At 71.8% G+C, this 15,239-nt stretch carries 13 protein-coding genes and 1 pseudogene; 1 reads left to right on the top strand and 13 read right to left on the bottom strand.

Annotated features, from left to right (window positions below; all coding sequences use genetic code 11):
• Positions 1–115: 115 nt before the first annotated feature.
• From ACMCNO_RS16215 to ACMCNO_RS16155, 13 genes and pseudogenes are all read right to left on the bottom strand, one after another.
• On the bottom strand, positions 116–610 hold the full coding sequence (locus ACMCNO_RS16215) for a hypothetical protein (RefSeq protein ID WP_412750272.1): 495 nt from the start codon (positions 608–610) through the stop codon (positions 116–118).
• Positions 603–1,175, bottom strand: coding sequence for a phage tail protein (locus ACMCNO_RS16210; protein WP_412750271.1), 573 nt, complete (start codon positions 1,173–1,175; stop codon positions 603–605). The genes ACMCNO_RS16215 and ACMCNO_RS16210 overlap by 8 nt, the downstream gene beginning before the upstream one ends.
• Positions 1,172–3,130: a putative baseplate assembly protein gene (locus tag ACMCNO_RS16205; RefSeq protein ID WP_412750270.1), complete on the bottom strand. Its 1,959-nt coding sequence runs from the start codon at positions 3,128–3,130 to the stop codon at positions 1,172–1,174. The genes ACMCNO_RS16210 and ACMCNO_RS16205 overlap by 4 nt, the downstream gene beginning before the upstream one ends.
• Positions 3,127–3,528, bottom strand: a complete 402-nt coding sequence (locus ACMCNO_RS16200; RefSeq protein ID WP_412750269.1) for a GPW/gp25 family protein — start codon at positions 3,526–3,528, stop codon at positions 3,127–3,129. The genes ACMCNO_RS16205 and ACMCNO_RS16200 overlap by 4 nt, the downstream gene beginning before the upstream one ends.
• 12 nt (positions 3,529–3,540) lie before the next feature.
• The gene (locus tag ACMCNO_RS16195; protein ID WP_412750268.1) at positions 3,541–5,193 is read right to left on the bottom strand and encodes a VgrG-related protein; all 1,653 of its coding nucleotides are present in this window, start codon (positions 5,191–5,193) and stop codon (positions 3,541–3,543) included.
• Entirely contained in the window at positions 5,186–5,863 is a 678-nt protein-coding gene (locus ACMCNO_RS16190) for a CIS tube protein (protein ID WP_412750267.1), read from the bottom strand. Before ACMCNO_RS16190 ends, ACMCNO_RS16195 begins: the two co-directional genes overlap by 8 nt.
• The gene (locus ACMCNO_RS16185) at positions 5,863–7,824 is read right to left on the bottom strand and encodes a DUF4157 domain-containing protein (RefSeq protein ID WP_412750266.1); all 1,962 of its coding nucleotides are present in this window, start codon (positions 7,822–7,824) and stop codon (positions 5,863–5,865) included. The genes ACMCNO_RS16190 and ACMCNO_RS16185 overlap by 1 nt, the downstream gene beginning before the upstream one ends.
• Complete coding sequence (locus ACMCNO_RS16180) at positions 7,802–8,260, bottom strand: phage tail protein (protein WP_412750265.1); 459 nt, start codon at positions 8,258–8,260, stop codon at positions 7,802–7,804. The genes ACMCNO_RS16185 and ACMCNO_RS16180 overlap by 23 nt, the downstream gene beginning before the upstream one ends.
• Positions 8,253–8,402: pseudogene (locus ACMCNO_RS16175) on the bottom strand (DUF6760 family protein); the annotation flags it as partial. The pseudogene ACMCNO_RS16175 and the gene ACMCNO_RS16180, both read right to left, overlap by 8 nt.
• 17 nt (positions 8,403–8,419) lie before the next feature.
• Positions 8,420–8,779: a hypothetical protein gene (locus ACMCNO_RS16170; RefSeq protein ID WP_412750264.1), complete on the bottom strand. Its 360-nt coding sequence runs from the start codon at positions 8,777–8,779 to the stop codon at positions 8,420–8,422.
• Positions 8,776–9,207 (bottom strand): phage tail protein, encoded by a 432-nt coding sequence (locus ACMCNO_RS16165; protein WP_412750263.1) that lies wholly within the window; start codon positions 9,205–9,207, stop codon positions 8,776–8,778. The genes ACMCNO_RS16170 and ACMCNO_RS16165 overlap by 4 nt, the downstream gene beginning before the upstream one ends.
• A gap of 12 nt (positions 9,208–9,219) precedes the next feature.
• Positions 9,220–10,845 carry a phage tail sheath family protein gene (locus ACMCNO_RS16160; RefSeq protein WP_412750262.1) on the bottom strand — a complete coding sequence of 542 codons (1,626 nt, stop codon included), beginning with the start codon at positions 10,843–10,845 and terminating at the stop codon, positions 9,220–9,222.
• A gap of 15 nt (positions 10,846–10,860) precedes the next feature.
• Complete coding sequence (locus tag ACMCNO_RS16155) at positions 10,861–11,193, bottom strand: hypothetical protein (protein WP_412750261.1); 333 nt, start codon at positions 11,191–11,193, stop codon at positions 10,861–10,863.
• 127 nt (positions 11,194–11,320) lie between these two features.
• On the opposite strand from ACMCNO_RS16155, the gene ACMCNO_RS16150 reads away from it, so the two are divergent.
• On the top strand, positions 11,321–15,226 hold the full coding sequence (locus ACMCNO_RS16150) for a DUF4157 domain-containing protein (protein WP_412750260.1): 3,906 nt from the start codon (positions 11,321–11,323) through the stop codon (positions 15,224–15,226).
• Positions 15,227–15,239 lie beyond the last annotated feature (13 nt).

Here is a 15,239-nt window from a genome sequence, read left to right as displayed (position 1 = left end):
ACGGGGTCGGCGTCGGGGGGTGTACCGGAACGTGATCAGCCTGCGGAAAACCCGGGCCGGAATCCTGAGTAGTGCTACTCAACCGCGGTGGGTATGCCGCCGCCGACCCGGACACTCAGCGCAGATTGGTCCAGACGAACACACCGACCAGCACCAGCAGCGCCAGAACCGCGAGCACGATCAGGGCGATCACCCAGCCCCAGCTGTCGCGCTGCGGCTGCTGGCGTGGCATGGGCGGCCCGAGCACCACCGGCTCCGGCCGGGCCGGCTGCAACTCGTGGCCGCACCGCTCGCAGCGGATCCGGGCCCCCTCGTTGGCGTAGCCGCAGCGCGGGCATGCCACCTGGCCCGGCGCGACCGCCGGGCGCCCGTACGTGGCCGCGGGGAACTGGCGGGTGTCGGCACGCCCGGGGGCGGACCGCAGCAGGCCGGTCGGGTCGTCCTTCTCGTTCGGGGCGCGCGGCACCGCGCGGGCGTCGTCCTCCGCCGGGGCGCGCAGGAACATCAGCGGGTAGCCGCAGCGGGGACACAGCTGCTCGACGTCGGGGCGCACCGGGGAGCCGCAGTCCGGGCACGGCATCTGCCGCACCCCGCCGCCACGCTCAGCCATTGCCGGTCCCGCCCGCGTTGCCGGTGCCGTCGACCGGGCGGGCCCGGCCGCGGGCGGTCTGCGGCTGGAAGCGGACGTCCAGCCGCACCCGGGCGCCCAGCGGCAGCTCGCTCTGCAGGAAGCCGAGCACCTGCCGTTCGGTGAGGTGCCCGGTGTGGTCCATCTGCACCACCACGACCGGGTCGGCGGGCGGCACGGTGTCGTTGCGGCCGTACACCCCGCCCGCGTCGATCACCGTGACCCGCGCGCCTGTGGCCGCCTCCAGCAGGGCCTCCACCCCGAAACGGGTGCCACGCCAGCCGAGCAGCCGCCCCACCTCACGCACCATGGAACGCCGGTACTCGGCCGGGTCGGTGGGTTCCAGCTCCACCCCCAGCCAGGCGCCCAGGTACTGCAGCATCTCCGGGCTGGCCAGGCCGGTGTCGATCTGGTGCTCGACGCTGTCGATGCGTTCCCGGACGGTGTCGGCGACCTCCTCGAACGCGGACACGAACCCGCGCAGCACCGGATCGGTGGCCATGACCCGGGGCAGCTGGCCCACCAGCCAGCCGGTCGTGACGGTCACTGCTGCACCACCACCCGATGCTCGTACGACATGAACAGTGCCTCCGGCATGAGGCGCAGCCGCTGCTCCACCTGGTCCAGGGTGCGCTTACGGCGCAGGTCGGCGGAGAAGAAATGTACGGCCTCCACCCCCTGCACGCCGAACGATCCGTGCAGCACGCCGTACACGTCGCCGAGGCGCAGGTCCGTGTCGAACGGCCAGCCCTGCCCGCTCGGCCCGCCGGTGAGCGGGTTCAGGTACTCGTACAGCGCGCGCTCGGCGCGTTCCCGGACGGTCTCGGTGCGCACCCCCGGCCCGGCCCGCACCTCCGCGACCACCTTGACCCCCTGGTAGCGGGGCGACTCGATGCGCAGCCGCATGGTCAGCAGCCGCCGCGGCTCCAGGTACGCCTTGATCTGCTCCTCCAGCTCGTCGGAGATCGCCAGGTCGTCCAGGGTCAGGGCCTCGGGGGCGATGTCGACGCGCGGGACGACCAGCAGCCGGGCCGGTTCGTCCGGGGACGCCGGGGGCAGGCAGCGGGCCCGGGCCACGCTCGGGGCGGCGTCCAGGGTGAGCCGTTCGACGTCCTCGGCGGTGACCGCGCGTCGGCCGCCGCGCAGCAGCATGGGGCCGCGCACCTTCGCGTTCTCCACGGTCTCGGCGTCGACCCCGCCCGCGCTGGGGTCCAGGTTGGTGACCGAGGCGACGAACGGGATCGAGGTGTGCAGCACGGTCAGCCGGTCCGCGGCGACGTTGCCGCGGCGGCCCCCGCCGAACCGGTACCCGGTGACATAGATCTGCGCGTCGATGGGCGGGATCGCGCCGTGCTGCCAGACCTGGCCGTGGCGGTCCAGCACCCGCGGCCCGAACCGGATCTCCCCGGTCGCCCCGGACCAGGTGTAGACCCGGTCGTCCTCGGTGGCGTCGGCCAGGTCGGCGACCTCCATCCAGTCCTGTTCCTCGGGCTCGCCGGTGCGTTCGTGGCGGGGCAGCACCACCCGGATGTGCTCGTCGTGGCGGCGCGGCAGCACCGGCACCCGGCGTACCTGAAAGACCTGGCCGGGACGGCCGGTGCTGGCGCCGAGCAGCTCGGCCGGGGCCGGTTCGGCGTGGTGGGCGGGCACCGCCCCGCCCAGCGCCACCGCGGACAGCGACTCCAGTACCGGCGGGTTGGTGTATTCCGGCTGGCCCTCCACCGCGCGGACCAGGCGGCAGCGCAGCCAGTGCGCGCGGCGCGAGCCGATCGCGAGGGCCTCGTGCCGGGCGGGCAGCAGCAGGGTGACCTGGCCGGGGCTGTTGAAGCCCGCGCTGGTGTCCTCCAGGATGCGCACGTCGCGCCATTGCTGGCCGTCCCACGCCTCCCAGACCCGGGGCGGGCGGCGCGGGTCCACCCCGGCGCCCTCCGGGCCGGTGTGCACGTCGAGGCGCAGCAGGTTGCCCGCGGCGGACTCGGCCAGCCCGAAGTACACCGCCTCGTCGTGGCTCAGGCTGGGGAACAGCCGCACGGACGACGCCTCGGTGCGCAGATTGTCCCAGTGGTCGGTGTACCGGTCCCCGGTGTGGGTCAGGCAGGCCGTCAGCTCCGGCGGGGTGACCTGCAACTCGGTGTCGGTGAGGAAGACGACCGGTTCCTCGTCCTCGCGGCGTTCCGTGCTGACCTGGGTGCCCGCGGGAACCCGGACCACGTCCTCGCGGGGCGAGGTGAGGTGGAACAGCACGTCCGCGCGGGCGGGCACCGCGGAGAACAGCTCGACGCCGACGAGTTCGAGGAACTTCACGTACAGGCGGTCGGGGACCTGGTTGAGCCGGTACAGCGTCATCTCGGTCATCCAGGCGAACAGCTCGACGATGGCCACCCCGGCGTCGGAGACGTTGTGGTCGGTCCACTCGGGACAGAGCCGGTTGATCCGCCGTTTCGCCTCGTCCACGATGTCCTGAAACCGGCGGTCGTCCAGGTCCGGCGCAGGCAGACTCATGCCGGCTCCTCGGTCGGGATCGTATAGAACGGGAACACCAGATTGCGTACGTCGTTGGTGGCCCGGAGGCGGTAGGCGAGAGCGATGTGCACCGTGCCCGTGCCCTGCTCACCCGTGGCCAGCACGGACTGTAGGTCGATCCGCGGCTCCCAGCGTTCCAGGGCCTCCCGGACGGCCTGCTCGACCAGCCCGAGGGTGCCCGCCGTGATCGGGGCGAACAGCAGCTCCCACATGGCGCAGCCGAACTCGGGACGCATCACCCGTTCCCCCGGCACCGTGGACAGGATCATGCGGATCGCCGCGTCCACCTCGTCGACGCCGCTGACCAGCCGCACCGACCCGGTACGCGAGATCGCCGCCGGGAACGCCCACCCGTTGCCGATGAAGTCGTGCGTCATCCGCGGCCTCCCCTAGTTCAGCTTGATCGGCTTGCCGGACGCGGTCAGCCCGCCGGACGCGGTGATTTCCACCTGGGCGCCGCTGAGGCTCAGCTTCTGGGTCGCCTTGATCTCCACCTGGCTGGCGGAGATGACCAGCTTCTGGTCGCCGGTGAGGGTGGACTCGCTCTGCGCCAGCTTGAGCGTGCACGGGCTGCCGCCCAGCGTCAGCGCCACCGACGGCACGTCGTCGTCGAGCGTGAGCCGGGAATCCTTGCGGCTGGCCAGCACCCGCTGCTTCACCTTGCCGCCGGACGCGGCGTCCGGCTGGGGTGGGGCGTCGTCGCGGTTCCACAGCCCGCCGAGCACCACCGGGCGGGCGTGGTCGTCGAGTTCGAAGCCGACCAGCACCTCGTCGTCCACCTCGGGCAGCCACTGCATGCCGCGCTGGCGGCCCACCCCGGGGGCGGCGACCCGCGCCCAGGCGCTCTCGTCGTCGGCGGACAGGGTGGGGAAGGTGACCCGTACCCGGCCCAGCTTCTCCGGGTCGTCGTTGTTGGTGACGATGCCGATGACCAGCCCGCCCCAGCCGCGCCGGTCGCCCCCGGCGGTGACCGGGCCGGTCAGGTCGGCGATGCCGCCGGGCTCCTTGCCGCCGCACACGAACCGGGTCACGTACGGGCGGCCCGCCCCGTAGGTGTGCTCGACGCCGGTGACCCGGTAGTTGCCGGTGAGCTTGGAACCCACCCCCTCGATGTGCACCTTGGCCCCGGCCGCGATGTTCGGGTCCCCGGCCGCCTCCCCGCGCAGCACCACCTCCTCGCCGGAGGCGCGCAGCAGCAGCGCGGACGCGAGCTTGTCCGCCTCGGCCTGGTCGGTGACCGGGAACTGCCCGGCGTTGCGCTTGACCCGCCCGAACGCGCGCCGCGCCGCCCCGGTCAGCTCGGTGGCGGCGGGGGCGTCCGAACCCGGGTCGGGCTGGTCGGCGCGGCCCGCGATGGCCTGCTTGCCGAGGGAGTCCCAGCCCCGGATCTGCACCTCGTCGCTACGCTCGGCGGCGGAGAAGCGCACCGTGAACCGGCTCAGGTTCTGGCCGAAGCGCAGTTTCGGCGGGGTGACGGTGGAGCGCGGTGAGCGTTTGAAGGAGAACTTGCGTTCGGTGACCCACACGTCGTAGCCGATGCGGGCGGCGCGGCGGCGCAGGAACGCGTAGTCGGTCTCCCCGGCCTGCAACACGTAGTCATGCACCGAGCCGGTGGCGTCCACGTCGGTGTCGAGGCCGTACTCACGCGCGATGCGGGTGGCGATGTCGGCGTCGGTGACCCGCTGGAAGCTGCGCGACTTCGGCTCCCGGGCCATCCGGTGGGTCAGGTCGAAGCCGGTGAGCACAAGCTCGTGCCGCCCGGAGGCGCCCGGCTCCACGACGACCGCGGTGATCTCCCCGGACGTGACGACCACCGGATCACCCTCGGCGCGGAACGCGATGTCCAGCTTGGTGCCGAGCGTGAAGGTGCCCCGGTCGAACAGCTCGAAATGCGGGTCGTCGAAGTGCACCGCGAAGTAGTCCGGCAGGTGCACCGACTCCTCGACCCGGACCATCGCCAGCCGCGAATACAGGTCGGGGGCCAGCGGCCGCCCGTCCACGGTGAGCACCACGCCGTCGAGGCGCTTGGTCGCCTCAGCCACGGCGGCGCACCGGCAGTTCGGGGATGACCAGCAGGGTGCCGGGGTCGAGCCCGATCGGGTCGACCACACCGTTGGCCGCGGCGATCAGCCGCCAGCGGGTGGCGTCGGCGTAGTGCCGGGCGGCGACCCGGTCGAGGGTTTCGCCGTACCCGAGCCGGTGCACCGTGTGCAGCGTGGGCGTGTGCGAGGTGGGGTTCTGCAGCAGCGGCTTGCCCTCGTCCTTGTACTGCTTGAGGGACAGGTCGGCCTTGGCCCGCAACGGCATCCCGTCGCTGGCGAAGTACGTGAACTTGAGCTGCAGCCGTTCCACGATCGCCTTGAACGAGTGCAGTTTGCCCCAGTGGAACTCCACCCACGGCGGCCGGGCCTTGTTGCGCTGCTTGTCCGAGCCGGGCAGGCTGGGGTCCACCTTGAGCAGGTCGAGCAGTTTGTTGGTGTGCTCCGTGACGTCCTTGCCGGTGGCGGTGGTGTCCAGCGTGATGCTCAGCGCCAGGGTGCCGGACTGACCGGCCTGGAAGCGCAGCTCGGGCGCGTTGCCGCCCTTGTTCTCGGCCGCGTTCCACGTGTTGGCCTTGGTGATGGTCAGCTCGGCCGGGTTGAACAGGAAGTCGATCTGGTCGTTCTTCTCGGTCTTGAGGAACGCCTTCGCGGGCGCGCTGGGTGCGGTCATCAGAACACTCCTGCCCAGCGCCCGCCACGGCGCTCGATCTCGCGCAGCAGCCGCGCCTCGACGATCTCCACGACCTTGTCCGGGTCCAGCGCCGCCTTCGCCGCGCCCACGGCACCGCTCGCGGCCCCCAACGCTCCGGTCGCCGCCCCTACCGCGCCGCTCGCCGCCCCCGCAACCGTGGAGGCGGCCCCGGAGACCGCCCCGGCCGCCGCGTCCACGGCACCGGTGACGCCGGACGCCGCGTCGGCGGCGAGGCCACCCGCAGAGTCCAGCGCCCCCGCTGCGGCGTCCCGGGCGCCGCCCGCAGCGCCGGCGAGCCCCGCCATCGGACCGGACGCCGCCTCCAGCACGGCGGCGCGGGCGGCGCGGGTCGCGACGTCGCCGACCGCGCCGATGCCGCCACCGACGGGCAGCTGGTCCACGATTCCCGCCGCGGTCGGCGCGGCCTCGGCCAGTCGCTGCCGACCGGCGCTCACCAACCCCTCCCCCGCCTGCCGCCCCGCGCCCAGCAGTCCCTGGCCCACGTCGGCGAGCCGCTCCCGGCCCGCGGACAGGGCCTGCCGCTCGTCGTCGTCGAGCAGTCCGGAAACGTGCTCCAGCAGGAACCGGGGCCGCCGCACCGGGTTACGGGTGTGGGTCAGCTCGTGGGCCAGGACTTCGGACATGGCGGGCACGTTCGGCGGCGCCTCGGGCAGGTGCACGACCGTGCCGGTGGTGGCGCCGAGTGCACCGGCGGCCGCGAGCGCATGCCGGGTGGCCGGGCCGGTGGTGTACATCGGCGGGCGGGCCCGGCCGGTCAGCGCGGACGCCATCGCGTGCAGGGCGCCGGGCAGCGTCCGCGGTGCCTCCAACGGCCGGGCGGCGACCGCCGCCTCCCACCGCGCCCGGGGGTCGGCACCGGGCTTTTCGGATCCGGGCTTTTCGGATCCGGGCTTTTCAGGTACGGGCTTTTCAGGTACGGGCGCCCCGTAGCCGCCAAGCAGCCCCCGCCCGTGGCTGGGCCGCCGAGTGGTCACGGCGCCTGCGGGATCAGGTCCCGTTCCCGGTGGCAGCGGCCCCGCGCCGAGCACGGGCAGGTCGGCGGCGGATTCGGGGGTGCGCACGGACGGGCCGGGCCCGGGGCGCGACGTCAGCGACCCCGCCCGGCCGGGCAGCCGCCGACCTGTCCTGAGCTCCGGTCCGGTCACGAGGCCCGGACCGGTACCGGCCACGGCGCCGCCGGAGGATCCCGCGCCCCGGCCGACGCCGGGCCCGAAGGCCCCGCTCGCCATGTCGCCGCCCGCGAGCAGGCCACCAGCCCTCGTGTCCCCGCCGCCCGAACCCGCACCGGCCGGACCGGACACCGCGGGCCCGGGCGATCGGCCCGCACCCGTCCAGGCCAGCACGGGGCGGACCCCCAGCGGCCCCTCCCGGTACGGCGCACCGTCGCCCGCGTCCGCCCAGGGATGCGGGTGGTCGCCTCCGGATCGGACCACGCCCGCGTCGCCGGGCCGCCGCCGGCCGTCCCCCGGCCGGGCGTCGCCCCGGCGGTCCCGCAGGACGAGGGCCGGACGCAGCACCGGCTCGTGGCCGGGACGCACGTCCGGGCCGGTCGCCGGTCCGGACACCAGTGGCGGGCGCACGGCGCCGAGCCGGGCGCGCGCGCCGGACAGGCCCCGGCCGGTGACCGCGCGGCTCCGAGCCGGAGAGTCGCGCAGCATGGCCGGGGCCGTGACGATCCCCCGGCCGGTGGGCCCGGGGGACGAATCGGTGTGCCGGGAGCGCCATTGCCGCCACCACCGCAGCACCGGCCACGAGGCGCGCACCGGCAGGGCGGCGGCGAGATCCGCCGCGACCGCGGGACCGGCCGCCGGGTCCAGCCCGCGCCGGCCACGGCGCCCGGCCCACCGGTCGGTGAACAGGCGGCGCACGACCCGGCGCAACGTACGCGGGCGGCGCTCACTTGCCGGAGCGGAAGCCACTGTGGCACACCTCCAGCTCCTCGACGGCGAGGTCGCGCGACGACGCGGCGAACCGGGGGCCGGACCACTTCACCGGCTTGGCCTCGAGGATCGTCCACGTCCGTACGGGCAGGCCCTTGGCGTTGCGGATACTGATCTTGCCGTCGCGTGGCTTGATCTGGTTCTTCTTGGCGGTCAGTCCCTCGCCGGAACACTCCATGACCCACTCGAACAGCGCGTCGGTGTCGGTGAGGCCGCGCTTGAGCACGAGGTTGGGCCACTTCATCCGGCCCAGCAGTTTGTGCGTGAACGCGTTCTGCCCGCCCTCGGCGAGCTCCTCCACGTCGAGCTGCACGGACAGCCCGGACACCTCGGTGAACGAGCCGATCACGGTCGCCCCGATCTCCAGCGTGAACTTGCCGACGAACGGCGGGTCCATCGTGTGCGCCTCAGCCACCCTGCACTCCTTGCCATGCGCGTTCGTTCAGGCCGCCGACCTCCCGCAGCAGCAGAATCCGGTCCCCGTGTTCCAGGTCCAGCAGCCGGTCGAGGTCCCAGTGCAGGTGGTACGCCAGGAAAGCGATCTCCTGCCACAGCTCGTCGTGGGCGTAGTGCCCTAACCCACCCCCACGGACGCCGTCGGGAAAGGGGTGCCCGGCTCCAGGGCGTCGAGGATGCTCGGGTCCTGGAAGTTGATGATCCGGTAGAGGTCCTGGAGATAGCCGAAGTCGCTGACGAACAGCGACTCGATCGTCTTGGTGGTGACCCGTTGCACCGTGCCGAGTTCCGTGACGACCCGGGACAGCACGATGACGGTGGCGTACGCGTCGTTCTCCTTGACCCGGCCGTCGCGCAGCGGCTCGATCTCGTCGCGGGCGCAGGCCAGCCGCATCACCCCCGTACGGTGCAGGGTGCCGTTGTCGTCCACGAAGCCCTTCGGCAGCGTGAACGGATACTCGGTCTGCAGCCCGCTCATGCCCGGTGCAGCCCTTCGTGCGTGATGGTGATCTTCTCCGTGGCCACGTCGTTGGCGCCCGCGTCCAGCTCGGCGCCGGTCCACTTGGAGCACCAGCCGCGTTCGAAGTTCCAGCGGGCGACTTCCTTGTGCGTCGAGTCCTTGATGACGATCGAGCCGTCCCGGCGCGCGGCGTCCACGTCGCCGTCCTCGACCTGCTTGCGCCACTCCCACAGTGCCTTGGACTCGTCGATGCGGCGTTCCAGGGTGATGTCGCTCCACTTCATCGCCCCGGGCACCTTCCGGATGATCATCTTGCCGTCCTTGGTGGCCTCCTTGTATTCGATCGTCTCGGTCTCCGATTCGACGCCCGAGCACTTGCGGAAGCTGGCCATCTCGACTCCGCCGATCTCCAGGACGAAGTTGAACGTGGTCATCAGGTCTGGCATGTCGGTCTCCCCTTACTCCGTCGCGGCGCCGCCGCCCTGCCACTGGCTGATCCGGAAGATGACGAACTCGGCGGGCTTGCTCGGAGCGATGCCGACCTCGACGATGAGCTTGCCCTCGTCCACCGACGACGGCGGATTGTTGCTCTCGTCGCACACCACGTAGAACGCCTGCTCCGGGGTGGCCCCGACCAGCGCTCCCTGGCTCCACAGACCACGCAGGAACGACGTGATGTTGCGCTTGACCCGCTGCCACAGGTCGAAGTCGTTCGGCTCGAACACCGCCCACTGGGTGCCCCGGCGGATCGACTCCTCGACGAAGTTGAACAGCCGCCGCACGTTGACATAGCGCCAGCTCGGGTCGGTCTTGGCGAGGGTGCGCGCCCCCCAGATCTTGGTGCCGTAGCTGCCGAACGAACGGATGCAGTTGATTCCTTCGGGGTTGAGCAGGTCCTGCTCGCCGCTGGTCACGTCGGTCTCCAGCCGCACGGCGCCGCGCAACGCCTCGTTGGCCGGCGCCTTCCACACCCCGCGGGCGCCGTCGGTGCGCGCCCACACCCCGGCCACGTGCCCGGACGGCGGCACGGTCAGGTACAGCTCGCCGTTGGTGGCGCCGGGCCGGGCCAGCGGGTTGCTGATCACCACGTTCGGGTAGTACAGCGCGGCGAACGCGCTGTCGCGGGCCAGCCGGCCCCGCCACTCCAGGGCGCGGGTGGCGTTGAGCCCGGGCGGGGTGTCCAGGATCGCCATCTTCGTGTGGCTGGCCTCGCAGTAGTCGAGCAGCTGTTGCTGCGCGGCGAGGTACATCTCCTCGTCGACCGAGCCGTCCCGGCGGGTGGCCACGGTGACCAGGTCGGGGATGGCGACCATGGTGACGTTCTCGGCGATGGCCAGGCCCTGGTATCCGGTGCGTTCGGTCTCGGAGCCGACCAGGTCGGCCGGGGTGACCGCCTTGGTGGACACCGGCGGGGCCTGCAGCTCGTAGCGGCCGGGCGCGGGGGCCCGTTCGGCCAGCGACGCGCCCTGCAGCGGCTGCATCTCGATCCGCAGGAACTGGGAGCGCTCATTGACGGTACGTTCGACCGAGCGCGCGCTGCGCCCGCTGAACGACAGCCCGCTCAGCTCCTCGCGCAGCGTCCCGTCCTCGTAGACGCGCAGCGTGTACTCACCGGCGGCGCTGCTCTCCGAGCCTTCGGCGCCTTCGACGGCTGGCGGTGGCGGGACGACCTCCACCTCCAGGCGTACGCCCGGGTTCAGGGCGGACACGCGCAGGCTGGCCACGCCCGGCTGGTCGGCGACCGGCAGCGTCAGCGTGGGCCGGGCGGCCCCGCCGTCGTCCCCGTTCGCGCCCGGAACCCGGCAGATGTACGCCGCGCTGCCGCCGTTCTCGAAGAACCCGCGCACCGCGTGCGGGAGCATCGCGCCGCGCACGAACCCGCCGTACACGCGCTCGTACTGGGGCCAACTGGTGACCAGTTGGGGTTTCACCCCGGCCGGATCGGTGGGGTCGCCCTGCTCACTGTCGTAGCGTTCGGTGAACCCCACGAACGCGGCGACGGCCGTTCCCACCCCCTCGATGGGCATGGAGCCGCTGGGTTGCTCCTCGATGTAGACGCCCGGTGCTCCGTACGACGCGGCCATGCTGGCACCCCTTCATCAGGCCTGCACCGCGCTGGTGAGCAGCGCGGGATCACAATCGGATTCGTAGAACTCGCCGTAGTGCAGCGGCGGGAAGATGCGCATTCGCGGGCGGCGCGACGAGCAGGCCACCACCTTCACCGCCGGGAACCGGTGGACGATGACGTGCACCAGATCACCGGTTCCATGTTTGTCGAGATCGAGCATGATCACGTCGGGCAGCGCCTCGAGCAGCCGGGCCAGGACGTCCGTACCCGCGGTGTCGATCAGCTCGATGCCGTCGGTGCGCAGGATGTCCTCCAGGCCGAGGCGGTGCAGGGCGCTGAAGTCCCCCATGAGGACCCGCGTCATCGCCTCACCTCCGCGTCGTGCCGACCTTGTGAGCGTGCGCCGCCCCGCGTACGGGAGAAAGGTGCGCCGGTGCAGCCGAAGGTGCAGCGGTGCACCGGGCACCTTGCCCGCCGCGATGGTGGCACCGATGCTGGGTCGGGGGTCGCCGGTGAAGCTGTCCACGCGCGAGGAGCCGCAGACCGACACGCAGAGCGGGTCGGAACGTTCGCCCGCGCCCCTCGTCGGGGATGGCGGCGGGGCCCGGCAACCGTCCCGAGCCGAGGCCGAGACCGTGGCCCGCACCGCGGAGCCCGGTCCGGTGCTCGTCGCCCGCGCCGCCGACACCCCGGCGGAGTCCACGCCCCCGGCGCGCAGCCGGGATCCGGCGGTGGCCGGCGGCAACGCCGCCATCGCCCGCCTCGTGACCGGCCGGTCGCCGCACCCCGTACCCCTCGGCGCGCTCACCGCGGGCGGTGGGCACGCGCTGCGGCGCCTGCACGTACAGCCCAAGCTGACCGTGAGCCAGCCGGGCGACCGGTTCGAACGCGAGGCCGACGCGGTGGCCGCCCAGGTCGCGCTCGGCCGGGACGCCGAGACCACGGCCGGGCCGGCGCCGGGACTGTCCCGGCTGGCCACTCCGGCGGCGGCCGCCGGGGATCCCGGCGCGGAGGCCCCGGCGGGGCTGGGCGCTCTGCTGACCGAGCCGGGGCCGGGCTCGCCCATCCCACCGGACGTACGCGCGCGGGTCGAGGCGCACCTGCGGTTCGACCTCGGCGGGGTGCAGGTGCACGCGTCCGAGCGCGCGGCGGCCGGGGCGGCGCAGCTCAACGCCCGGGCCTTCACCACCGGCGGGCACATCTTCCTCGGCGCCGGGGAGTCCGCCGGCGACCTGGCGCTAATGGCCCACGAGGCCACCCACGTGGTGCAGCAGCAGTCGGTCGGCGTGTACCGGCTGGGGCTGCAACGCGACTCCGACAGCCTGCTGCCGGACTGGGCCCTGGCCCCGCTGGTCTCGGCGGTGCACGCCATCCCCGGCTACGACATGCTGGCGGTCGTCACCGGCTACGACCCGATCGCGAACCGTACGGTCGCCCGGACCCCGGAGAACCTGGTCCGCGGGGTGCTCGGCCTGGTGCCGTTCGGCGGGGTGGTCGCCGGGAAGCTACAGGAGATGGGGGTGCTGCAGGACGCGTACAAAATGATCGACAGTGGGCTGTCGGCGCACAACCTGACCCTGGCCCGCTTCCAGCGCGAGGTCGACCAGGCCTGGTCCGAGATCAGTGTCACCAAGGGCATCGACGGCAACGTCGCCGTGGTGACCAAGCACGTCGACGGGCTGTACAACGACGCGCTCGCGTTCGTGAAGGGCATCATCGACGCGGTCGTGCAGCTGATCCGCGACGCCGCGGTCGGCTTCGCGGAGAAGTACCTGGTCGGCACGCCGGTCTGGGACCTGACGAAGAAGGTGCTGCACACCGACCCGCTGCGCGGCACCCCGGTGAACGCCCCGACGGTCGAGATCCTGGCGGACTTCCTCAAGCTGATCGGCAAGCAGAGCGCCCTGGCACAGATGCAGGAACGCGGCACCCTGCAGAAGACCGCGGACTGGCTGGACCTGCAGGTGCCCCGATTCCTCGGGCTGATCGGTGAGCTGGTCGCGCTGTTCCAGGCGGGGTGGAAGGCCATCCAGCCGGAGAACATCGCGCACCTGGCCGACAATCTGAGCAAGCTGGCCCACGACGCGATCGGCCTGGTGCAACGGATCGGGGCGTTCGCGTACGACGTCATCGGCACGGTGCTGAGCCTGATCAAGGATGCCCTGCTGGACTGGCTGAGCAAGCACGCGCACCAGACCCGGGGCTTCAAACTGCTCACCGTGATCATCGGGATGGACCCGTTCACGGGTACGCCGGTGCCGCGGTCCGCGGAGAACCTCATCGGGGGCTTCATCGCGCTGCTGCCCAACGGGGAGGCCACGTACCAGAAGCTGGCCGAGGCCGGGGTGATCGCGGACGCCGCCGCGCAGATCGAGGGCGCGATGGCCCGGCTCGGCATCTCCGTGGACCTGATCAAGAACACGTTCCTCGGCGTGTGGAACATGCTCACGCTGGAGGACCTGCTCAACCCGATCGGCGCGTTCATCCGGGTGCTGGACAAGTTCGGCGAGCCGCTGGGACGCATCGTCGCGTTCGTCGGCGAGGTCCTCAAGGTCGTCGTGACCCTGGTCCTCAAGCTGATGAACTTCCCGTCCGAGCTACTGGGCAGCATCGTGTCCAACGCGATGGCGGCCATCGAGGACATCAAACGCGACCCGGTCGCGTTCTTCCTCAACCTGTTGCAGGCGCTCAAGACGGGCCTGTTCGGTTTCCTCGACAAGGTTCTGACGTACCTGTTGAACGGCTTGGCCGACTGGCTGTTCCGCGGGCTCGCCAAGATCGGCATCCAGAAGCCGCCCGACCTGTCGCTGAAGTCCATCCTGAACCTGGTGCTGCAGGTGCTCGGCATCACCACCGAGATGCTCTGGCAGAAGCTGGGCAAGACGATCGGCGAGGAGAACGTCCGCAAGATCCGCGCCGGTCTGGAGATGGCCGGGGAGGCCTGGGAGTTCATCAAGGACGTGCAGGAGAACGGCGTCGCCGCGATCTGGAAGTACGTCGAGGGCCAGCTCGGCAACCTGTGGGACACACTACTGGGCATCGTCATGGACTGGATCACCAAGGAGATCGTCGAGAAGGCCACCGCCAAGCTGCTGTCCATGCTGGACCCCACCGGCATCATGGCCGTGGTCAACAGCACCATCGCGTTCTTCAAGGCGGTGCAGTCGGTCATCGACTACGTCCGCGAGATTCTGCAGATCATCAACGACTACGTGTCGACGCTGGCGTCGATCGCGAAGGGCGACATCCAGTCCGGCGCCGCGAAGGTCGAGAAGGGACTCGCCAACGCGGTGCCGGTGGCGATCGGGTTCCTGGCCAACCAGGCCGGGCTGGGCAGCGTCCCGGAGGAGCTGGCCGAGCACGTCAAGGAACTCCAGAAGCTGATCGACGAGGCGGTCGAGTGGCTGTTCGCCAAAGCCAAGTCGCTGGGCCAGTCGGCGCTGAACGCGCTCGGCGTCGGCGGCGGCACACCCGCCCAGCCCGCCGACCCGGCCGCCGCGGTGGGCCCGGACGGGCCGATCGTGCCCGCCGGCAAGACGCCGTTCTCGATGGACGGCATGGGGCACACCGTCTGGTTCGAGAACGTGGGCGGCAAACCCCAGCTGTTCATGGCGTCGTCGCCCGGCTGGCTCAAGGGCAAGCTCGACAAGGCGATGAAGGATCCCGCCTTCCCCGCCGAGGGCAAGACCGAGGCCGCGGAGCTGTCGCAGGCGATGGGCCGGCTGGAGGCCGAGATCCCGGGGCAGGAGACCGCGTACCAGAGCGGCACCAAGGAGATCATGAGCCAGTTCTTCGGCAACCAGTTCCTGACCAAGGCGGCGTACCGGCAGAAGGTGACCGACCAGGTCTCGCTGTGGCGGACCCAGCTGGAGACCGCGGGGACCACGCTGCACCTCAAGGACCTGGAGAACCTCGGCCACCGGTCCCGGTTCGTCGAGGGCGACTCGATCGCGCAGGGCTTCCGCGGCTATCCACTGTGGCGCGACACCTTCTACGGGGACTGGGCCTCCGGGGTCCGGGAGAGGCACCAGCGCAAGGCGTACGACGCCGGGCTGGAGTACTGGCGCGCCCGCAACCCGGGCGAGGTCATCCCCGACCAGTTCGACCTCTACCAGTGCCAGGACTGCAAGGAGTACTTCTCGTCGCGCGGCAACGTGCCCGGCTACGAGGTCCGAGCGTTCTCGCTCGACCACAAGACGCCGGTGGTCAAACACTTCCAGGACACCGGCCTCACCATGATCCAGCCCGAGCGCGAGACCTGGTACAACCTGGACACCAACCTGGAAGGGCTCTGCCGCAACTGCAACCAGGAAACGCTGCGCGTCGAGAAGTGGATCGTGTCGCGCCGGTTCCGCGGGCCCGCGGACGCACCGGCGGACGCGACCGACAACGCGTGACGCGACCGGCCGG

The organism is Krasilnikovia sp. M28-CT-15 (assembly GCF_047159595.1).
Lineage (GTDB): Bacteria > Actinomycetota > Actinomycetes > Mycobacteriales > Micromonosporaceae > Actinoplanes.
This window is presented reverse-complemented; position numbering and strand designations above follow the sequence as displayed.